At 69.7% G+C, this 20,849-nt stretch carries 16 protein-coding genes and 1 pseudogene; 8 read left to right on the top strand and 9 right to left on the bottom strand.

Features of this window, described 5'->3' with window-relative positions:
• Nucleotides 1-47: 47 nt before the first annotated feature.
• Both ACIRQP_RS25180 and ACIRQP_RS25175 read right to left on the bottom strand, forming a co-directional pair.
• Nucleotides 48-2,225, bottom strand: coding sequence for an OmpL47-type beta-barrel domain-containing protein (locus ACIRQP_RS25180; protein WP_403893391.1), 2,178 nt, complete (start codon nucleotides 2,223-2,225; stop codon nucleotides 48-50).
• Nucleotides 2,226-2,275: 50 nt separating this feature from the next.
• Nucleotides 2,276-4,756 carry a ThuA domain-containing protein gene (locus ACIRQP_RS25175; protein WP_403893390.1) on the bottom strand — a complete coding sequence of 827 codons (2,481 nt, stop codon included), beginning with the start codon at nucleotides 4,754-4,756 and terminating at the stop codon, nucleotides 2,276-2,278.
• A 202-nt stretch (nucleotides 4,757-4,958) separates the two neighbouring features.
• Here ACIRQP_RS25175 and ACIRQP_RS25170 point away from each other — a divergent pair, with 202 nt between their 5' ends.
• On the top strand, nucleotides 4,959-5,987 hold the full coding sequence (locus ACIRQP_RS25170; protein WP_403893487.1) for a multicopper oxidase domain-containing protein: 1,029 nt from the start codon (nucleotides 4,959-4,961) through the stop codon (nucleotides 5,985-5,987).
• Here the strand turns inward: ACIRQP_RS25170 and ACIRQP_RS25165 are convergent.
• On the bottom strand, nucleotides 5,984-8,323 hold the full coding sequence (locus ACIRQP_RS25165) for a DEAD/DEAH box helicase (protein ID WP_403893389.1): 2,340 nt from the start codon (nucleotides 8,321-8,323) through the stop codon (nucleotides 5,984-5,986). The two genes, ACIRQP_RS25170 and ACIRQP_RS25165, sit on opposite strands and share 4 nt — an antisense overlap.
• Nucleotides 8,324-8,574: 251 nt before the next feature.
• On the opposite strand from ACIRQP_RS25165, the gene ACIRQP_RS25160 reads away from it, so the two are divergent.
• Nucleotides 8,575-9,486: an alpha/beta fold hydrolase gene (locus ACIRQP_RS25160; RefSeq protein ID WP_403893388.1), complete on the top strand. Its 912-nt coding sequence runs from the start codon at nucleotides 8,575-8,577 to the stop codon at nucleotides 9,484-9,486.
• Here the strand turns inward: ACIRQP_RS25160 and ACIRQP_RS25155 are convergent.
• Nucleotides 9,472-10,227 (bottom strand): TetR/AcrR family transcriptional regulator, encoded by a 756-nt coding sequence (locus ACIRQP_RS25155; RefSeq protein ID WP_403893387.1) that lies wholly within the window; start codon nucleotides 10,225-10,227, stop codon nucleotides 9,472-9,474. The two genes, ACIRQP_RS25160 and ACIRQP_RS25155, sit on opposite strands and share 15 nt — an antisense overlap.
• A gap of 142 nt (nucleotides 10,228-10,369) precedes the next feature.
• On the opposite strand from ACIRQP_RS25155, the gene ACIRQP_RS25150 reads away from it, so the two are divergent.
• Both ACIRQP_RS25150 and ACIRQP_RS25145 read left to right on the top strand, forming a co-directional pair.
• A complete protein-coding gene (locus ACIRQP_RS25150; RefSeq protein WP_403893386.1) occupies nucleotides 10,370-11,167 on the top strand; it encodes a VOC family protein in 798 nt (265 codons plus the stop codon).
• Nucleotides 11,168-11,289: 122 nt separating this feature from the next.
• Nucleotides 11,290-11,577 carry a WhiB family transcriptional regulator gene (locus ACIRQP_RS25145; RefSeq protein ID WP_403893385.1) on the top strand — a complete coding sequence of 96 codons (288 nt, stop codon included), beginning with the start codon at nucleotides 11,290-11,292 and terminating at the stop codon, nucleotides 11,575-11,577.
• Nucleotides 11,578-11,680: 103 nt separating this feature from the next.
• On the opposite strand, the gene ACIRQP_RS25140 is transcribed toward ACIRQP_RS25145, so the two are convergent.
• From ACIRQP_RS25140 to ACIRQP_RS25125, 4 genes and pseudogenes are all read right to left on the bottom strand, one after another.
• Nucleotides 11,681-12,655 (bottom strand): acyl-ACP desaturase, encoded by a 975-nt coding sequence (locus ACIRQP_RS25140; protein ID WP_403893384.1) that lies wholly within the window; start codon nucleotides 12,653-12,655, stop codon nucleotides 11,681-11,683.
• A 117-nt stretch (nucleotides 12,656-12,772) separates the two neighbouring features.
• Nucleotides 12,773-12,946, bottom strand: a pseudogene (locus ACIRQP_RS25135) (N(G),N(G)-dimethylarginine dimethylaminohydrolase); the annotation flags it as partial.
• A gap of 146 nt (nucleotides 12,947-13,092) precedes the next feature.
• On the bottom strand, nucleotides 13,093-15,366 hold the full coding sequence (locus ACIRQP_RS25130) for an ATP-binding cassette domain-containing protein (RefSeq protein ID WP_403893383.1): 2,274 nt from the start codon (nucleotides 15,364-15,366) through the stop codon (nucleotides 13,093-13,095).
• 120 nt (nucleotides 15,367-15,486) lie between these two features.
• Nucleotides 15,487-15,903, bottom strand: a complete 417-nt coding sequence (locus tag ACIRQP_RS25125; RefSeq protein ID WP_403893382.1) for an SsgA family sporulation/cell division regulator — start codon at nucleotides 15,901-15,903, stop codon at nucleotides 15,487-15,489.
• A 262-nt stretch (nucleotides 15,904-16,165) separates the two neighbouring features.
• Between ACIRQP_RS25125 and ACIRQP_RS25120 the strand changes: the two genes are divergently transcribed.
• The gene (locus tag ACIRQP_RS25120) at nucleotides 16,166-17,266 is read left to right on the top strand and encodes a WD40/YVTN/BNR-like repeat-containing protein (RefSeq protein WP_403893486.1); all 1,101 of its coding nucleotides are present in this window, start codon (nucleotides 16,166-16,168) and stop codon (nucleotides 17,264-17,266) included.
• A 142-nt stretch (nucleotides 17,267-17,408) separates the two neighbouring features.
• On the top strand, nucleotides 17,409-18,089 hold the full coding sequence (locus ACIRQP_RS25115; protein ID WP_403893381.1) for an endonuclease V: 681 nt from the start codon (nucleotides 17,409-17,411) through the stop codon (nucleotides 18,087-18,089).
• A gap of 27 nt (nucleotides 18,090-18,116) precedes the next feature.
• Here ACIRQP_RS25115 and ACIRQP_RS25110 read toward each other — a convergent pair whose 3' ends face one another.
• Entirely contained in the window at nucleotides 18,117-19,319 is a 1,203-nt protein-coding gene (locus tag ACIRQP_RS25110; protein WP_403893380.1) for a saccharopine dehydrogenase family protein, read from the bottom strand.
• Between the two features lie 232 nt (nucleotides 19,320-19,551).
• Here ACIRQP_RS25110 and ACIRQP_RS25105 point away from each other — a divergent pair, with 232 nt between their 5' ends.
• A complete protein-coding gene (locus ACIRQP_RS25105; RefSeq protein ID WP_403893379.1) occupies nucleotides 19,552-20,682 on the top strand; it encodes a CaiB/BaiF CoA transferase family protein in 1,131 nt (376 codons plus the stop codon).
• 1 nt (nucleotide 20,683) lies between these two features.
• Nucleotides 20,684-20,842, top strand: coding sequence for a hypothetical protein (locus ACIRQP_RS25100; RefSeq protein WP_403893378.1), 159 nt, complete (start codon nucleotides 20,684-20,686; stop codon nucleotides 20,840-20,842).
• The last annotated feature ends 7 nt before the right edge of the window (nucleotides 20,843-20,849 follow it).

Below are 20,849 nucleotides of genomic sequence, written 5' to 3'. Positions count from 1 at the left end.
CCCTCTCCGGCGGAGAGGGGGCACATCCGTGCTGATTGTTCCTCTGCCTACAGTTCCTTGATGCGGATGTCGCGGTACGAGATCACGTCCGTCGTACCGTGGACCTGAAGCCCGACATAACCGGTGGCGTACCGCCGGCCGTCCGTGCCGGGGTCTCCGCCACGCTCCGGGTAGAAGGTCTGCCCGCCCACATTGTCGAACTCATTGATCACGACACCGTTGCGCAGGATCGTGAAGTGCTGGTCGACCACGCGGATCTCGTAGTCGTTCCAGGTGCCCTTCGGAGTGACCCCCGCGCCGCCCAGACCCACGCGGTCGAACCCGTAGACCGAGCCGGTCTTGTACATGTCGCCGTCGGGCTTGTCGAGAATCTGGATCTCATGGCCGTAGTTGATGGCGACCCACTCCGGCCGGGACTCCTCCGGGTGGTCGTGGACATTCGGGAAGCGGACGAAGACACCGCCGTTGGCGTTGCCGTTGCCCGGGGCGTCGTCGCGGAACTGGAGCTTCAGCGAGAAGTCGCCGTACTTGCGCTCCGGGAACCACAGCATGCCCATGCCCTCGACCGTGGTGCTGCTGGTGATGGCACCGTCGCCGGAGAGCGCGAACTTACCGCCGCCGACCTGCTCCCACTTGGCGAGGGACGCCGCCGTGCCGTCGAAGAGATCGCGGTAGCCCTCGGTCTGTCCGGGCTTACCGATCCTGGACTGCTTGGCGGCCTTGGTGATCTTGTTGAACTCGCGCTGGTCGATGACATTGTCGGCGAGCAGCTTGTCGAGCACGGAGTCGACGTGCTTGAGGAAGAGCGCCTGCGAGCTCCAGTCCCTCTCGTCCTCGATCAACTCGTTGATCGTGCACCGGTTACGGGTCAGCCGGTTCGGCACACCCGTGTCGACCGCACCGACGATGACCGTCAACCGCTCATCGAACTCGGGGCAGTTGGGCGCCGGAACGCCGCCGCCCTGCGCGATGGTGAACGACGCCTGCTTGGCCTGCGCGGTGTTGCCCGCCTTGTCGGTCGCCCGGTACGCGAGGACGTGGTAGCCGACCTGGTCGACGATCACGGGCGTCGTGTACGCGAGATACGGGCCGCCGTCGAGGGAGTACTCGATCTTGTCCACACCGGATTCGGCGTCGGTCGCGGTGACGGTCGCCTTGGCGCTGGTGATGAACGCGCCGTTGGCGTTCTTGTCACCGGTCACGACCGCCCCGGTCACCGGCGCGGTGGTGTCCTTCGCCGGTGCCTCCACGACGGTGAAGTCGACGGACTTCTCGGCCGCCGCGTTGCCCGCCTTGTCGGTCGCGCGGTAGCGGACCTGGTGGGTACCGACCTCGTGCACCATCACGGGAGCGGTGTACGGCTGCCAGGCGCCGTCGGCACCGAGCGCGTACTCGATGGTGTTCACGCCCGAGCCGGTGTCCGAGGCGGTGACGGTGACCGTGGCCATCGTCAGATAGTTGCCAGCCTCGTCCTTCTCGCCGCTCACGGTCGCCGAGGTCTCCGGCGGGGTCGCGTCATCGGTCGGCGGGGGAACGACCTTGAAGGAGACGGACTTCTCCGCCGCCACGTTCCCCGACTGGTCGGTGGCCCGGTACCTGATCGTGTGGTCACCGACCTGGTCGACCACCACCGGAGCGGTGTAGGGCTGCCAGGGTCCGTCGGCGCCGACCGCGTACTCGGTCGTCGCCAGCCCGGAGCCCTCGTCGGTCGCCGTCACCGAGACCGTCGCGGAGCCGACGTACGCGCCGTCGGCGTTCTGCTGCCCCTCCACCTTGGCGTCGGTCTCGGGAGCCGTGGTGTCCCCCGGACCGACCTCGGTCACGGTGAGCACACCAGTCATCTGGCCGTGGCCCGGGATGGAGCAGTGGAAGCGGTACTTGCCCGGGGTCAGATTGACCTCGGCGGTGTACTTGCCGCCGTTGGCGTCACTGGGGTTGGCCAGGATGTTCAGCTGGACGTCGTTGTTGTACTCGGGATCGGACACGTCGAAGGTCAGCGTGTGCGGCATCCCGGTGGTGTTGCCGGTGGCCGCGCTGTTCTCGAAGACGATCGTGGTCGGCCCGGCCAGCGCGGTGGTCGGGAAGGAGACGTACTTGTCGATGGGGTCGCCGGCCGTCCAGGTCAGCACCTGGGCCGCGGCCGCCTTCCCGCTGTCCGTACGGTCGTCGGTACGGCCGTAGGCCGCCGTCGAGGTCAGCCCCAGCACCATCAGGAACGCGCCCATCAGGGCCGTCCACAGGCGTAGAGGCCGATGCCTCAGGGGAGATCGGTGTCTCACTGCGCCGCCTTCCTGACCAGGTTGTCGGCGGCCGGTGTCGGCGCGCCACCCTTGTACGTCACGCGCCACAGCGCGGACTGGTTGTCCGAGGTGAAGAAGCCCCGCCCGTAGTCGAGGACATAGAGCGAGCCGTCCGGGGCGAACTTCCAGTCCATCAGGTTGCGGATACCGCCCTGACCGACCGGAATGATCTTCTTCAGCGACTCCGCGTGCACCGGCAGACCGCCCTGACCGATGGTCTTCGGGTCCGTCACCACCGCGTGGCGCGGGCTGTCGGCGGCGTCGTAGAAGTCACCGACGAACCACTTGCCGTCCCAGTACTCCGGCCACTTCTCGGTGCTGGCGCTCTGCGCGTCGTACCGGTAGACCGGGCCGTCCATGGTGGCCTGGCCGCCGCCCTTGAGCCACGGCAGGAGGTACTTGGCCTCCTCCGGCTTGTAGCTGGGCACGCCGTTCGCGTCGCGCGGGTAGTCCGGGGCACCGCCCTGGGGCGAGTACCAGATCGTGTTGCCCGTGACGGGAGGCAGGTTCACCAGGCCGTCGTTGTTGGGCGACTCGTTCTTCGGCGCCGCGCAGTTGTACCATCCGAGCGGCTTGCTCGGGTCGGGCAGGTTACGGTCCCGGTAGGGCTGGTTGTTGCCCATGCAGTACGGCCAGCCGTGGTTGCCCGCCTTGGTGATCGCGGAGAAGGTGTCGTACTTCGCCGGGCCCCAGACGGTGGACGGCGAACCGGCGTCCGGGCCGACCCAGCCCGCGTACAGAACGTCGGTCTTCTTGTCGATGGAGATACGCGCGGGGTTGCGCACGCCCATCACATAGATCTCGCCGCGGGTCTTGCCGCCGCCCTCGGCCTGCTCCTTGCCCGTGAAGAGGTTCCCCTCGGGCAGGGTGTACGTGCCGTCGGGCTCCGGGTGGATACGGAGGATCTTGCCGTTCAGGTTGTTGGTGTTGCCCGCGGTGCGGCGCGCGTCCGCGAAGGAGACACCCTTGTAGTTCGGCTGCGGGTTGTTGCCCGAGTAACCGTCGCTGAATCCGGACGAGTTGTTGTCACCGGTAGCGATGTAGAGGTTGCCCTTCGAGTCCCAGGCCATGCCGCCGCCGGCGTGGCAGCAGCTGTTCACCTGCACCGGCCACTTCAGCAGGACCTTCTCGGAGGCGAGATCCAGCTTGTTGGTCGCCAGGTCCAGCTTGAAGCGGGAGACGCGGCGTTCCGCCATCCGGGTGTCACGGTTGAGCTGGGAGTGCGGGGTGTAGTGCAGGTACACCAAGCCGTTGGTCTCGAAGCCGGGGTCCAGCTCGATACCGAGCAGCCCCTCCTCGACCTTGATCAGCTCATCGCCGCCGCCCTTGTTACCGAAGATCGTCAGCGCGCCCGCGAGCGTCACCTTCTTCGTCTTCGGGTCATAGACATGGATCTGGCCCAGACCCTTGCCGACGTTCGGGTCGGCCCAGTCGGTCACCACGGGGGCGCTGTTGTCGCCACCGCCGCGGCCGATGTACAGCACGCGCCCGTCGGGCGCCACGACCATGCCGTGCGGCTCGCCGATCTGGTCCTGCTGGCCCGCCTGGTTCGGCTGGGTGACGCGCTCCGCCTTGTAGTTGGAGTCGATCGTCGCCTTGCAGTCGGCGGGGGAGATACGGGTGGTCCACTGGAGCGCGCCGCGCAGATGGTCGCGGAAGTCGGTCTCGGCGTACGAGTCGGCCGTGCCGCCCATCCCGGTGTAGAAGGACCGGCCGCCGTCGTAGTCACGGCACCAGGAGATCGGGTGGTCGGTGCCGTTGGCACCCGTGCCGGGCTTGTAACTGGCCTCCCTGACGCGGGCGACCGTATGCACCTTGCCGGTCGGGTTGGTGGCCCAGTTGAGCCACTTGTCCGGCCGCTTCCACTCCAGCGGCAAGTTCTTGGTGGCCGGGTTGACGCGGTCGCCGACCTCGACCGTCGCGCGCTGGACGGTGGCGGGGCTGGTCCCGGGACGCGCTCCGATCAGCCCGGTGAACCAGTCGGAGTACGGCTCGGTACGGGCCGCGTCATGAATGCCGAGGAAGCCGCCACCGGCCTCCACATAGGCTTCTAGGCCCGCTTCCTGCTCGGGATCGAGCACATCGCCGCCGCCCGTGAGGAAGACGACCGCGTTGAACTTGCCGAGCTTGGTGGCGTTGGTGAAGACCGAACCGTCGTCCGTGGCCTCGGTCTTGAAGCGTCCGGCCGCGGGTCCCGTCAGACCGATCGTCTCGATCGCCTCGATACCGGCGTTGACAACCGGCGACTCCTCGGTGGACGAGGCGTGGAAGACAAGGACCTTGACATTCTCGCCGCCGGGCGGCGACGGAAGGGACAACGTTGTCGACGGCGGCTCCGGGTACGGCTTGGCCGTGGCAGCGGTCCCGCCGAGCAGGGACGCCGCCATGGTGCCGGCCACCAGGGCCGCGGCCATTCCGCGCCTGGATCTCGACCGGTGATGTGGTGCGCGCTGCATGTGTTCACCCACCCCTCTTTGGTCACAGCAACAGCGCCTGAAACTAGACCTCTTTCGTCAGTTCGCCAATAGGTACGACCGCAATCCCACCAACTTTGTCCTGAGTGTGGATAAACGAAGATCGGTGGTCTACCGTGTGGCCGTCCCCGGGGCCTCTTGTGCCCCGTAATCTCCATACGGCACTGGGGAGTTCGTTATGGCCATGGACAGACGGAGCTTCAATAGGCGCCTGCTGGCGGGAGGCGCGGTCGCCGCGACAGGGGTGACATCGTTGTCGGTTGCCTCGGCCCCCGCGGCCACCTCGGCGCCCTCGGCGGTGACTCCGCCCAGAACCGCACCGGCGGGCGGTCAGGTACGCCATCTCAAGCTCTACGCCGAGAACTTGCCGAACGGTCAGATGGGCTACGGCCTGGAGAAGGGCAAGGCGAGCATCCCGGGTCCGCTGATCGAGATCACGGAGGGGGACACCCTCCATATCGAGTTCGAGAACGCTTCGGACGTGGCGGCCAGTCTCCATGTCCACGGTGTGGACTACGACATCGCCAGCGACGGCACCAGGATGACCAAGAGCCACGTGGAGCCCGGCGGTACGCGTACGTACACCTGGCGCACCCATACGCCCGGCAAGCGCGCGGACGGCACCTACCGGCCGGGCAGCGCGGGGTACTGGCACTACCACGACCATGTCGTCGGTACGGACCACGGCACGGGCGGCATCCGGAAGGGCCTCTACGGGCCGGTGATCGTCCGCAGGAAGGGTGACATCCTCCCGGACAAGCAGTTCACGATCGTCTTCAACGACATGACGATCAACAACAAGCCGGGCGCGGAGAGTCCCAACTTCGAGGCCACGGTAGGGGATCGTGTCGAGATCATCATGATCACGCACGGCGAGTTCTACCACACGTTCCATATCCACGGTCACCGCTGGGCGGACAACAGAACGGGCCTGCTCACCGGCCCGGAGGACTCCAGCCGGGTGGTCGACAACAAGATAACGGGACCGGCGGACTCCTTCGGCTTCCAGGTCATCGCGGGTGAACACGTGGGCGCGGGCGCCTGGATGTACCACTGCCATGTCCAGAGCCACTCGGACATGGGGATGGCCGGCCTGCTCCTGGTGTCGAAACCGGACGGCACGATCCCGGGGTACGAGCCGCACCATCCGGACCACCCGATGGGGGCGGGGGATGCGAAGGGGACGGGAGATATGAAGGGGATGGAGCATTAGGGGCATTGGGGAAGGTGCCGGGGTGCGGGTCCGTGCCGGGAGTTAGGACCGAGGTTAGGACCCCGACTACCCCTCGGCCCTGACCCTCGGTGCGAACCCGCCCCGTCCTTTCCCCGCCCCCTCCCCTCCGTCAGTCGCGTCTGCTCCTCCTCCACGATCCTGCGCGCGAGGTCGCGGTCCGAGACGTCGATCGCGTCGGGCGTGGCGTCCGCCAGGTCGCTGCGCCTGGCGTACGCGTCGAACAGGCGGTTCTTGTCCGCGAGGATGTCCAGCAGGCGTTGGTCCACGCTGTCCACCGCGAGCAGTCGGTGGACCTGCACCGGACGGACCTGTCCCATCCGGTGGGCGCGGGCCACCGCCTGGTGTTCCAGGGTGGGTTTGACCTGCGGTTCGCAGAGGATGACCACCGACGCGGCCTGCATGTTGAGCCCGATCCCGCCCGCCTGGATCTGGCTCAGCAGCACGGCATGGCCCGGGACGGCGGTGAAGCGGTCGACGATCCCCTGGCGGCGCGCCGCCGGTACGCTGCCGGACAGCGGGCCGAACACCCCTTCGCCCAGGGCGTTTCGGACCGTGGCGAGAACTTCCTGGAAGTACGAGAAGACGACGACCTTCAGTTCGTTCCCGGCCGCCTCGGCCACCAGCTCCCGTAGACGTCCGAGTTTCGCCGAGGTCTCCGGGCGGGCGTACGCGGCCCGGCGCATCCGCATGAAGTGGGCGGCGGTCACAGCCTCCCGGTAGGCCGCCAGATCCCCGGCGCTCAGCTCCTCCCACTCGTCGACCTGGACCAGCGCGGGCAGTTCGGCGAGGACATCCTGCTGGTTGCGGCGCAGGTAGGTGGGGGCGACCGCGCGCCGGAAGGCGTGGGAGCCCGCGACCGCGTCGATTCCCTCGATGTCCGGCGTCAGTTCGGGCCGCAGACGCTGGACCAGGCTGCGGAACTCCGCGACCCGGTTCTCCATCGGCGTGCCCGTCATGAACAGGACGTGTTCGGCCTGCGCCGTCCAGCCGGAGAGGGCGCGTGATCTGCGGGTGTCCGGGTTCTTCACATAGTGGGCCTCGTCGACGACCAGCATTCGCGGCTCCCGGGGCAGCGGCCTCACCTGCCCGGCCGGCGGCTCCGTGTCCCCGGCCGGCGGCAGCGTATGCAGGGAGTCGAAGGTGGTGACGGCGACGCCGCCCCGCTCGCGCCACTCCGTGAACGCCTCCCGCCGCTCCGGACCGTGTACCGGAACCGCCCGCAGTGTGCTCCGGGCGCGGATCTCCCGGGTCCAGTTGATCAGCACACTGCTGGGGCACACCACCATGAAGTGCGTGCCGCCGCACGCCGCGAGATGCGCGAGCGCCGCGATGGCCTGCACCGTTTTGCCGAGCCCCATCTCGTCGCCGATGATCACCCGCCGCTGGCTCAGCGCGAAGCGTGCCCCGAACGACTGATAGCCGCGCAGCGACACCCGCAGTCTGGTGTCGTCCAACTCCTGGGCCCGTACCCGCCCCGCGATCTCGGACGGCATGAACCCCTCGGACGCGGCGGCATCGGGAGCGCTTCCGGTGGTCTCCGCGAGCACGCTGTAGTACTCGGCCGAGCGCAGCTCGAAATCGACCCAGCACTCGACGTCCGAGGCCGGCTCCCGCAGGAGATCCACCGAGATCTGCGCGAGCAGCAGCGGTACGTCCGCTTCCGCGGCCTCGTCGAGCCGCTGCCGGATCCGGCCGGCCGCGCCGAGAGCCCGTGCCCGCCGTTCCCGTCCCGCGAGCGCCATACGCAGCCGGCCACGGGCGGGTTCGGCCTCAGGCAGCAGTGCGCGCAGTTCCGTTGTGAGCCGCTCAGCGGAGTCATGCGCGCGCCGCAGCCCCGGTCCCGCCTCGACCAGCCGGTGCAGAGCGGTCACCAGCGCTGTCGTGCGCGGCTCGGGGCGGTCTATGTCGATGCGTACGGAGACGGTCTCACCGACCGCCTCGGCGATCCGCGTGGCGGCGGCCACCGCCTGATCGGCGGTGTGTCCGCCGACGCCCGGCAGTTGCCGCAGCGCGTGCCGGCCGGCCTCGTACACCTCGCCCACGGAGGTGAAGCCGGCCTGTTCGAGGGCCCCGAGCCGTAACCGGCCCGCGGTGACCTCCTTCAGCCGGGAGACCGGGATGGCGGCGAGTTCCGCGCCCGTCAGCTCCCGCTGGAGCGGACGGTAGGCGTCCCGTATGGCGGTGACGGCGCGGTCGTGGTCATCGAGCAGCCGCTGCGCGCTGTCGAGCAGCGACATCGCCGCGTCGAGCACGGCCCTGGCCCTGCGTCCCGCGGGCACCGGAGCATGTCCCGGCGCTGCCCCCGCACCTCTCATACGCCTCTCCACCCGACACCCGACACCCGACACCCGACAGACGACGCCCCGACACCCGACGCCCCGACAGACCACACCGGACACCCGTTCCCGGCACCGGACTGACCCAATCTGCCCGGATCCGGCCGGCTCATATGCTCCCACGCCCACCGGACGTCCCGGCCCGGCCGAGACCGGGGCGGGCAACGAAACTAAACGAACGATCGTGCTAGCATTTTCCCCATCGCCGGCCGATCAAGGAGATCCGGGCCATGTCACCCATGACCGCGCTCGTCCAGACCGTCTCTCGTACCGCCCTGCGCACCGCCCTCAACACCACCTCGTTCCTCGCACCCCGGCTGGCCGGACGCACCGCCTTGGCCGTCTCCCTCCGCCCCGCCGGGCGCAGCAGGCTCCGCCCGGAGGAGAGTGAACTGCTCGCCGACGCCCGTAGCGGACAACTCACCGTGAACGGCAAATCCGTCGTCACCCACCAGTGGGGCGACGGCTCCCGTCCCGTGCTGCTCGTGCACGGCTGGGAGTCACGCGCCTCGCGGCTCGGGGCATTTGTCGCGGCGGTGCGCGCGCGGGGCTACAGTCCGGTCGCGTTCGACGCTCCGGCGCACGGCGCCTCCTCGGGGCGTGACACCTCGATCCTCGAATACCGGGAGATCATCAGGCAGTTGCACGCGGAGTACGGCGAATTCGAGGCCGTCATCGCCCACTCGTTCGGCGTGCTCGCGACGTTCTTCGCCCTGCGTGACGGCGTTGAGGCGCGCCGGGTGGTGGGGATCGGCGGAGTCGCCGAATTCGACTGGATCATCGACACGTTCCGTACGGCGCTCGGCCTGCGCGAGCGCATAACCCGCGATATGCGCGGCCATGTCGAGCGGGTCATGTTCCCGGGAGAGCCGGACATCTGGCGGCGCCTGAACGCCACGTACCGCCCGACGGAGATCGGCGCCCCCGTACTGCTCTTCCACGACGAGCACGACGACAGGGTGCCGCTCGGCCAGTCCCGGGCCCTCGCCCGCGCGTACGGGGAGGGCGCGCGGCTCGTCGTCACCCGGGGGCTCGGCCACCGGCGGATCCTGGGCGACCCCGAAGTGGTCGCCGCCGCCGTGGACTTCGTACACGGACAGCGGCAGCACGCCGCCCCGCGCCCCGGATCAGCCGTCCTCTGACGCGGCCGTCCCCGACGTCTGTACGTACCTCCCGAAGTCAGGGCTGTCCGGCAGGGCGGCCGGGGCGGTCGCGCCGGCGCGCAGCCGGTTCAGAATGCCCCGGGCCGCCCTCTCGTACGCGACCTCGTCGCCGTGCAGTACGGACTTGGCGTTGGCCGCCTCCATCAGCGCGATGATCTCGAACGCCAGCTGCGGCACGTCCAGTTCGGCCCGGAAGCCACCCGCGAGCCGTGCCTTCTCGATGGTGCGTTCCACATAACTCACCCAGTCGTCCAGGGATGTGGCGATCGCGTCGTGCACCGGGCCGCTGCGCGCGTCGAATTCGGCGGCGACGGCGTAGAAGAAGCAGCCGCCGGCGAAGACGCGGGTCGAGGAGTACGTCAGCCAGTTGCGGCACAGCGCCCAGACCCGCCCGGTGCCCGGGGGCAGCTCGCGCGTCGGCCGCACGACATGCCTGGCGTAGACATCGGCGGCCGCCCGTACCGTCGCCAGCTGAAGTTCCTCCTTCGAGCCGAAGAGGGCGAAGACACCGCTCTTGCTCAGCTTCAGCTCAGTGGCGATACGGCCCAGGGAGAGCCCTTCCAGCCCCTCGACCGACGCGATGTCCATCGTGCGGTCGAGCACCAGCCGCCGGGTCTGATTGCCGCGCTCGACGCGCCCGTCGGTATGTGCCTCGCTACGTGCCTCGGTTCGTCCCCGGGTACGTCCCTGGGTTCCTCCGTCGCCGCGTGTGCCGCTCATTCCCCCACTCTACTGAACGCACGATCGTGCGGCCTCCTGTCGGGCCGGGCATGTGCTGACGGGCCCGGCAGCACATGCGAGGGCACCGCGCGGGGAGCAGACTCGGAGGGGAGAGCTATGGGATCCCCTGAAGGAGCGCGCCATGGTCAGTAGTCCGTTTGTCACTGGCTCCCCGGTGTGGATCGACCTCGGCACCCCGGATATCGACAGCGCGGCCGCCTTCTACCACGGCATATTCGGCTGGGACTTCGTCTCCGCCGGCCCGGATGCGGGCGGCTACGGCCTGTTCCAGCTGAACGGCAGGACAGCGGCCGGTGTCATGCCCGTGGAGCCCGGTCAGGCACCGCCTGCCTGGTCCTTGTACTTCCAGACACCCGACGCCGACGCCACGGCCAAGTCCGTTCAGCAGAGCGGCGGTTCTGTTGTCTTCGAGCCGATGGACGTGATGGACCTCGGCAGGATGGCGGTCTTCACCGATCCGTCGGGCGCGGGCTTCTCGGTCTGGCAGCCGGCCGAGAACAAGGGCCTGGACGTGGTCAACGAGCCGGGCAGCGTCTGCTGGGGCGAGCTGTACACCCCGGACGAGGACGCCGCGTACCACTTCTACAACTCGGTCTTCGGCTGGGAGACCACCAGCATGCCGATGCCGGACGGAAACAGCGGCTACCGGATGGTGAACCCGGCAGGCCAGGGCCCCGAGGGGATGTTCGGCGGCTTCGTGCCGATCGGCACCGACCCGGCGGAGTCCGACACGGGGCCGCACTGGCTCCTGTACTTTGCGGTGACGGACTGCGACGCTTCTGTGACGGCCGCGCGGAAGCTGGGCGGTACGGTCCGGGTGGCGCCGACCGATATCGAGGGCGTCGGCCGGTTCGCGAAGCTCGCCGATCCCTCCGGGACACGGTTCGCGCTGATGCAGGGCGTGGACCAGGCCGGCTGACGGCGGCGCGGGAGACACCCGGGTCCCTCGCGGCGCGGGAGACGCCCGGTCCTTCGCCGGCCGGGGATCTCGTTGAGCGTTCGTCAATCACCTGTTTATCGCGGCCGGGCAGCCTGTCCCGCATGCCGATCAACATCACCACCAGCACGACCGACACAACCGACCGCAGCGAGCATGAACTCTCCTGGCAGGAGAGCGCGTTGTGCGCCCAGACCGGGCCGGAATTCTTCTTCCCCGCCCCCGGTTCCTCCACCCGCGAGGCCAAGCGGCTCTGCGGCGCCTGTGAGGGCCGGGTGGCCTGCCTCCAGTACGCGCTCGCCCATGACGAGCGATTCGGCGTCTGGGGCGGTCTCTCGGAGAAGGAGCGACAGAACCTGCGTCGCGACGCGGCGGGACTGCACAGCAGCTGAACCGCGCGCGTGTGCTCGGCGCGTCCGAGCGGATCGTCGCCGCCGCCGAACATCACGGCGACGGCGACGATATGGGCCGCCGGTACGGGGCCCGGCCGGTGAATCAGCTCGCGGCGCGCGCCGCCATCCGTGCCTTGCGCAGGGCGAGCTTCTCGTCGAACTTGCTCGCCTCGCTGTTCAGGCCGCCCATGTACATGCCGAGTTCCTCCTGCGCCTTGAGTCCCTCCGGGCCGAGCCCGTCGATGTCGAGGACCTTCAGATAGCGCAGCACGGGCTGGAGCACATCGTCGTGATGGATCCGCATGTTGTAGATCTCGCCTATGGCCATCTGCGCGGCGGCGCGCTCGAAGCCGGGCATGCCGTGTCCGGGCATCCGGAAGTTCACGACGACGTCGCGGACGGACCGCATGGTCAGATCCGGGGCGATCTCGAAGGCCGCGCCCAGAAGATTCCGGTAGAAGACCATGTGCAGGTTCTCGTCGGTGGCGATCCGCGCCAGCATGCGGTCACAGACCGGGTCGCCCGACTGGTGTCCTGTGTTGCGGTGCGAGACCCGGGTCGCCAACTCCTGGAAGGCGACATAGGCGACGGAGTGCAGCATGGAGTGGCGGTTGTCGGACTCGAAGCCCTCCGACATGTGCGCCATCCGGAACTGCTCCAGCTTGTCGGGGTCGACGGCCCGCGAGGTGAGGAGATAGTCCCGCATCACGATGCCGTGCCGGCCCTCTTCCGCGGTCCAGCGGTGCACCCAGGTGCCCCAGGCTCCGTCGCGGCCGAAGAGGCTGGCGATCTCGTGGTGGTAGCTGGGGAGGTTGTCCTCGGTCAACAGGTTGACCACGAGCGCGATCTTGCCGATGTCGGTGACCTTCGACTGCGCGCGGTCCCAGGCTTCACCGTTCTCGAAGACGCCCGGGAAGTTACGGCCGTCGGACCACGGCACGTACTCGTGCGGCATCCAGTCCTTGGCGACCTTGAGATGGCGGTTGAGCTCCTTCTCCACCACCTCTTCCAGCGCGTACAGCAGTCGGGCGTCGGTCCACGCGTCCGAACTGCCGAGGTGGGGAGAGGTGATCGACACGGGTACTCCAGGGGGGACGGGAGGTTTACCTACGGGTTCGTAGGTTACGACACCGTAGGTTAAGGCCGCAGTAAGCCGAAGGCCAAGCCCGGCGACCTCGAACACCCCCAGTTCCGGTCATGCGCGCAGGTCGGACAGGTCGCGAAGGCGCACAGAGAGGCAGGTCACGCAGCCTTCGAGCTTCTCGTACTCGCCGATGTCGACCGGTATGGGCTCATGACCGAGCCGCCCGAACAGTTCCGCGCTCCTCGGCGCGCTCGCGGCCATCAGCAGCCTGCCGCCGCCGAGCATCGGCGAGGCGCGGGCTCGGGCGTCGGATCAGGGCTTTCCTGCGGGGCACGGGCGAGTCTCCAGATCGGTGAGGGGCCCGGACCCGTGCGGGATCCGGACCCGCTCATCATGACCCGCCGCGCCCACCGGACGCGGACTCTTCCGGCTCAGACCGAGACGGTGGCCCGGTCCAGCTCCCGGCGCAGATAGTCGGCCGTGAAGGACTTGGGGTGCTCCAGGAGCTGCCGTGGAGTGCCCTCGAAGACGATCTCTCCGCCGTGCTTGCCGCCGTCGGGACCGAGATCGATCACCCAGTCCGCCCGTTTGACCACATCCATGTTGTGCTCGACGCAGATCACCGAGTTCCCGGCGTCGACCAGCCGGTCCAGCAGCGCCACCAGCGTGTCCACGTCCGCCATGTGCAGCCCGGTGGTCGGCTCGTCGAGTACGTACACACTGCCCGTGCGGTGCAGTTGTGTGGCCAGCTTGATGCGCTGGCGCTCGCCGCCGGAGAGCGAGCTGAGCGGCTGGCCGAGTGTGAGATAGGTCAGCCCGACGTCATTGAGCGTGCGCAGCTTCCGCAGCAGCGCCTTGTCCTCGAAGAACTCCATGGCCACCGCCGCCGTCATGTCCAGTACGTCGACGATGGAGCGGCCCCGTACCGTGTGCCGCAGCACCTCGTCGTGGAAGCGCCGTCCCTCGCACGCGTGGCACGTCGTGGTCACCGGGTCCATGAAGGCGAGATCGGTGTAGATCAGCCCGCGTCCCGAGCACTCCGCGCACGCCCCCGAGGAGTTGAAGCTGAACAGCCCCGGCGCGACCCCGTTCTCCTTGGCGAAGATCTTGCGGACCGTGTCCATGATGCCGAGATACGAGGCGGGGGTGGAGCGGGACGAGGCGGTGATGGCGCCCTGGTCGATGACGATCGCCTCCGGATAGGCCGCCGTGAACTCCTCCGAGATCAGGGTCGACTTCCCGGACCCCGCCACCCCGGTCACCGCCGTGAGCACCCCGGTCGGGAACCGTACGTCGATGCTCTTGAGGTTGTGCAGTGCCGCGCCGGTCACCGGAAGCCAGTCGGCGGGGGAGCGGAACGACTCCTTGACGGGGGTACGGCGGCGCAGACAGCGGCCGGTGAGCGTGTCGGCCTCCCGGAGGCGGTCCACCGGGCCCTCGTAGACGACCTGGCCGCCGTCCGTCCCGGCCTTCGGGCCCATGTCGACGATATGGTCCGCGATCGCCATCACATCCGGGTCGTGCTCCACCACCAGCACCGTATTGCCCTTGTCGCGCAGCCGTACCAGCAGATCGTTCAGCCGGCCGACATCGCGCGGATGCAGACCCACACTCGGCTCGTCGAAGATGAACGTGAGGCCGGTCAGCGAACTCCCCAGATGGCGCACCATCTTGAGCCGCTGGCCCTCGCCGCCGGACAGCGTGGTCGTCTCCCGGTCCAGACTGAGATAGCCGAGCCCGATCCCGATCAGCCGCTCCAGCCGCTCACGGGCGGCGGCCGCGATCGGGGTCGCCACGGGGTCGGCTATCCGGCCCAGCACCTCCACCAGATCGGCGACTTCCATCCGGGTGTGATCGGCGATGCTCAACCCGTCGATCCGGGAGGCGAGCGCCGCCTCGTTGAGGCGCGCCCCGCCGCATGCCTCGCACAGCCGGTCCACCGTGAAGCGGGCCGCCGCCTCCTTGCGCTTCTCGGAGAGATTGGCGGTGTCACGCTTGAGGAAGAGCCGGGTGAAGCGGGTGACGATTCCCTCGAACCGCATATCGACCGCGCCCGACCTCACCTCGATCCGGACCTTGAAGTCGCCGCCGTGCAGCAGCAGTTCACGCTCCTCGTCGGTGTACTCGGCGAGTGGCTTCGCCCGGTCGAAGTGGCCCGACTCGGCGTACAGACTCCACTCCCAGCTGTTCACCGAGAGCCCCGGCAGCAGCAGCGCGCCCTCGTCGAGCGACTTGGACCAGTCGATCGCGCGGTCGATGTCGAGCGCCACCACCCGGCCCACCCCGTCACAGACCGTGCACATCCCCGACGGGTCGTTGAAGGAGTACGCGGTGGCCGCCCCCGCGCTCGGGACGCCATGGCGCGAGAACAGCACCCGGATCACGGAGTAGATGTCCGTCATCGTGCCGACCGTGGAGCGGACATTGCCGCCGATCGGCTTCTGGTCGACGACGACCGCCACCGAGAGATCGTCGATCCCGTCGACGTGCGGGCGCTCGTACTTCGGCAGGAAGCTTCTGATGAACGAGCTGAAGGTCTCGTTCAGTTGGCGCTGTGACTCCACCGCGACGGTGTCGAAGACGATCGAGGACTTACCCGATCCCGATACCCCGGTGAAGACGGTGATCTTGCCCTTCGGAATGGTGAGGGACACGTCCCGGAGGTTGTTCTCACGGGCACCCGTGATGGTGATGTTCTGAGGCATGCCCCGACGCTAACCGGGAAACCCGACATCTTCTGTCGAGTTTTCCGGTTAGCGCCCGGTGTCCGGACAGGATCCGGGCGGGCGATTACGGCCGTCGGGTACGGATACGCGGGCGCGGGCTCAGCAGGCGTCGCGCAGCAATTCGGTCAGGTCGTGGTCGAGATCCAGATAGAGATGTTCGTGTCCGGCCGGGACGAGATCCTGTGAGCGCTCCAGGAAACGCCGCAGCTCGGAGGTGCGCAGATGGACCATCGCGGTGCCCTCGGGAGCGTGGAACTCCAGCACCGTACGGCCGTACCCGAAGGGCCGCACCCGTACGTCCCCGAACCCGACGGGCTCGGTCATGCCCGTCTCCAGCAGCTCACGGGAGAACTCCCAGGTCACCTCGGTGCCCTCCAGCGTCGCCGGGGGCGGGAACGCCATACGTACGGCGAAGGGGTCCGCCCGGTCGTAGCGCAAGGTCGCGGGTACGGTCTCCAGCCGGGGGACGGACGCGACCAGCCGGGCCTGTACGGCCTGTTCAATGACGAGCGTCATGGTCTGCTCCCCTTCGCCGGACCTGGATGAGGTCTTCTCTTCTATGAGAGAGACGGTGGAGAGCCTCGATACGTGCTCCGAATCGGGAGTGAGCTGTGTCACCGTGCGTCGGTCGGTCCCCGACGCGACGTGTTTCCGGCCCGGCGGCGCGCGCCTGCTCGGGCGTACGCGGGCGCACTCTGGACGGGGTCGCGCCGGTGAGTTAACTTCCAGCGCCATGAGGTCCATGGGGAAGACGGGGACGACGCGGAAGACGCGACGCATGTGGTGGGCGGGGCTCGCGATCGGGGTGAGCGGGGCGGCGCTGGCCGCGGCCCTGGCCGTACCGGCACAGGCGGACGGGGCGGCCGCGGCGGGCGGAACGGATGGCGGCGGCAGGCCCGGCGGCGGAACACCCGGCTGGCACCTCACGGACACCGGCAGCGACGCGCGCTTCCGCGGGCTCGCCGCCGTGAGCCGCCGCGCCGCCTGGGTCGCCGGCTCCGGGGGTACGGTGCTGCGCACCGCCGACGGAGGCCGCAGCTGGCGCGATGTCTCCCCGGCCGGGGCGGGCGAGTTGGAGTTCCGCGACATCGAGGCGTTCGACGGGCGGCGGGCCGTCGTCCTGGCCATCGGCGAGGGCGAGGCGTCCAGGATCTACCGTACGGAGGACGGCGGGGCGCACTGGACGGAGTCCTTCCGCAACACCGACCCCAGGGCCTTCTACGACTGCGTGACCTTCTTCGACAGCCGCCATGGCCTCGCGATGAGCGACCCCGTCGACGGCAAGTACCGCATCCTGTCCACCGGCGACGGCGGCTCGACGTGGCGGGTGCTGCCCAGCGACGGGATGCCGGCCGCGCTGCCGGGCGAGGCGGGCTTCGCCGCCGGCGGTCAGTGCCTGGTCAGTTCGGGTCCCCAGGACGTCTGGCTGGCCACCGGCGGCGGCGCCACCGCGCGGGTCCTGCACTCCACCGACCGCGGTGTGCACTGGACCGTCACCGACTCGACGCTCCCCGGGGGCGATCCGGCGCGCGGTGTCTTCGGGCTCGCCTTCCGCGACCGGCGGCACGGTCTGGCCGTCGGCGGCGACTACCGCGCCGACCAGCAGTCCCCGCGGGCCGCGGCCGTCAGCGGCGACGGCGGACGGAGCTGGCGCCAGGCGAACACCCCACCGCCCGCCTACCGTTCGGGCGTGGCCTGGCTGCCGCACAGCCGCTCGGCCGCACTCGCCGTCGGCCCGACCGGAACGGACCTCACGACGGACGGCGGCCGTAACTGGCGCACCATCGACACCGGTTCGTACGACACCGTCGACTGCACCCCGGACGTCGGCTGCTGGGCCGCGGGCGAACAGGGCCGCGTCGCCCGGCTGGAGGTCTAGTGCCGCGAAGTCCCGTCCGGCCAAGGGCTGTCCCGTAATCCCCGGCGAGTGCGGGACAGACCCTGGGGCCTGTCTTCAAAGTCCCGCCTGCCCGGCGGGCGGACGGCGCTCCTTTGAAGACACGCCCTAGGCTGTGATCACCATGAAGATGATCAGAACGCCCGAGGGCGAGACCGAGGCCCGTGCCATCCAGGACGAGCTGCGCGGTCTGGTCGTACGGGACGAGCCGGGGCCGCCGCCCGCTACCGGGCTGGTGACGGGGGTCGACGTGGCGTACGACGACGAGCGCGATGTCGTCGCCGCGGCGGCCGTCGTGCTCGACGCCGCGACCCTCGCCGTCGTCGAGGAGGCCACCGCCGTCGGCGCCGTCGCCTTCCCGTACGTACCCGGGCTGCTCGCCTTCCGGGAGATTCCCACCGTCCTGGCCGCCCTCGAAGCGCTCACCTCGGACCCCGGTCTCGTCGTCTGCGACGGCTACGGCCTCGCCCATCCTCGGCGCTTCGGGCTCGCCGCGCATCTCGGGGTGCTCACCGGCCTCCCCGTGATCGGCGTGGCCAAGAACCCGTTCACGTTCTCGTACGAGCAGCCGGGCAGCCGGCGCGGTGACTCCTCGCCGCTGCTGGCCGACGACGGCGAGGAGGTGGGGCGGGCGCTGCGGACGCAGGAGGGCGTCAAGCCGGTGTTCGTCTCGGTCGGCCACCGTGTCGGCCTCGACAACGCCTGCGCGCACACGCTGCGGCTGGCGCCCGACCACCGTCTTCCCGAGTCCACCCGGCGGGCCGACGCGCTCTGCCGCCGCGCGCTGCGCGACGCGACCGGCTGAAGCGGATCCCCAGCCGCCCCGCCGGACTCACGTGTCCAGCTCGCGCGCGTCCACGATCCTGAACCCCAGCCCCGCCGCCCGCAGCCGCCCCAGCAGCGCGTCGCCCATCGCCACCGCCGTGGTCACCTGGCCCGCGGTGTCCGGCAGCTCGTCCAGGGCGAGCGAGAGTGCCGACTCGGCCAGCATCTTCGCCGACTCGTCATAGCCGGGATCGCCGCCGGAGACCTCGGTGAAGACCCGCTGTCCGCCGCCCGTGCCCACGAGCCGCAGCGAGAAGCTGCTCGCCCGCCTGCGATCGACGTCGGGGCCGCTGCCCGACTCGAAGCGGCGCGTCAACCAGCCGCGAACCGCAGGCAGTTGGGCCAGGGCGACGCCCACTCCGGCCGCCGCGCTCCCGCCCAGCGCCCCCGGCAGTGTTCTCACCCCGGCGAAGTACCGGTAGCGGAAATCGGGCCCGTAGCGCGGCAGCGCCGCCGCCGAGCGCGCCACCACCTGTGCGTCGAGCGTCGGCAGCGGCAGCGCCCAGTACCCGGTCTCCCGGCTGAAGTGCGGTGCGCCGAGCGACCCCCGCGCGCGGCGGTCGACCTGCCTCGGCTCGTACAGCCGCCGCTCCCGCGCGGCGTGCAGCAGCTGCCGGCCGCGGCTCATGGCGGTCAGCACGGACGCGAGCGTTCCGCCGGAGAAGAGGGCGTTGGAGCGTACGAACGCGTCCACGCGCAGCGGTACGCCCTCCGGCAGATGCCGGACGGTGAGGTAGGCGCCCAGGTCGCTGGGGACCGCGTCGAAGCCGCAGGCGTGCACGAGCCGTGCCCCGGTCTCCCGGGCACGGACGTCGTAGTGCAGATACATACGGTCCAGGAACTCGGCCTCACCACACAGATCGGCGTAGTCCGTCCCCGCCTCCGCGCACGCCGCGACGAGTCCCTCGCCGTACCAGAGATACGGCCCGACGGTCGAGGCGATGACCCGGGCGGACTCGGCGAGGGCCCGCAGCGAGTCGGGGTCCGCCGAGTCGGCCCGCAGTACGGGGAGCACGGCGCAGCCCGGATTGAGCGCGGTGAGCCGTTCCCGCAGCCGCTCCAGTCGGGTGAGATCGCGCCCCGCGATGGCCCAGCGGCAGTTCTCGGGCGCGTGGGCCGCGAGATACTCCGCGGTCAGCGTCCCCACGAAGCCCGTCGCTCCGAACAGCACGATGTCGTACGGGCGCTCCGTCCCGTTCCTCCTGGCCATTGGCTCCTCCGCCGTTCTCCATTGCCGGTGGCCCCTCCCGGCGGTGATTGTCCGGCCCTGATGTGAGATCTCACGGGCGTGAGCGGGAACGCTCATCGCGAAACCGGTGCGGGTCGGCATAGGCTCGGTAGGGAACTAAGCGCTTGCTCTGCCCGAAGGGTTGTGCGGAGTGGAACACGTTCGTGGCATCACCGCTGTTACACCAGCAGTGTCACACAGGTCTGGGAGTCCGATGGCAGTCGCAGGAAACGGTCCGCTGACCGGCGTACGCGTGGTCGAGCTGGCCGGTATCGGCCCCGGCCCGTTCGCCGCGATGACCCTCGCCGACCTCGGCGCCGATGTCGTTCGGGTCGACCGTCCCGGCGGCGCGGGCCTCGGCATCGATCCGTCCCACGACCTGACCAACCGCAACAAGCGGTCCGTGCTGATCGACCTCAAGACCGAGGACGGCGCGGCCCGCGTCCTCGATCTGGCCGAACGCGCCGACGTACTCATCGAGGGATACCGGCCGGGTGTCGCCGAGCGCCTCGGCGTCGGCCCGCGGGAGTGTCTGGAGCGCAATCCCCGGCTGGTGTACGGGCGGATGACCGGCTGGGGCCAGGACGGCCCGCTCGCCGAGCGCGCCGGGCACGACATCGGCTATATCGCGGTCACCGGCGCGCTCTCCATGATCGGCACGGCGGGGGAGGCCCCCGCGCTCCCGGCGAATCTGCTCGGCGACTACGCGGGCGGCTCGCTCTATCTGGTCATCGGGGTCCTCGCGGCGCTCCAGCACGCGCGTACACCCGACGGCGCGGGACAGGTGGTGGACGCGGCGATCGTGGACGGCACGGCCCATCTCACCACCATGATCCACGCCATGATGGGCGCGGGCGGCTGGCAGGACCGGCGGGGCGCCAATCTGCTCGACGGGGGCAGTCCGTTCTACGGGGCGTACGAGACCGCCGACGGCGAGTACATGGCGGTCGGCGCGCTGGAACAGCGGTTCTACAACGAGTTCGTTGAGCTGCTCGGCATCGCCGAAGAGCTGCCGTCGCGCAAGGACTTCGGGCGCTGGGACGAACTGCGCGAGGCGGTCGCGGCCCGGTTCAGAACGAAGACGCGCCAGGAATGGACGGCGGTCTTCGAGGGCTCCGACGCCTGTGTCGCGCCGGTCCTCTCCTTGCGCGAGGCCCCGGCCCACCCCCATCTGGCGGCCCGTGGCACCTTCACCGACCACGCGGGACTCACCCAGCCCGCCCCCGCGCCGCGGTTCTCCGTCACCCCCGGGGCGGTGCGCCGCCCGCCCGCGCGGCCCGGCGCCGACACCGCCGAGGTGGCACGCGACTGGGATCTGCCCGTACGCGCCGAGGAGGGCAGCTGAGTTGAAGCGCCAGATCCTCACCGCCGAGCACCAGGTGTTCCGCGCGACCGTCCGTACCGCGACCATCCGTACGTGGTACGCGCGGGAGCGCGAGGCGTTCGGACGGCCGCCGTCCGCACTCCAGCACCACCGCATCGTTCCGTTCTCCTCCTCATCCTGAAAGGCAG

This window comes from Streptomyces sp. NPDC102274, assembly GCF_044766385.1.
Taxonomy (GTDB): Bacteria; Actinomycetota; Actinomycetes; order Streptomycetales; family Streptomycetaceae; genus Streptomyces.
This window is presented reverse-complemented; position numbering and strand designations above follow the sequence as displayed.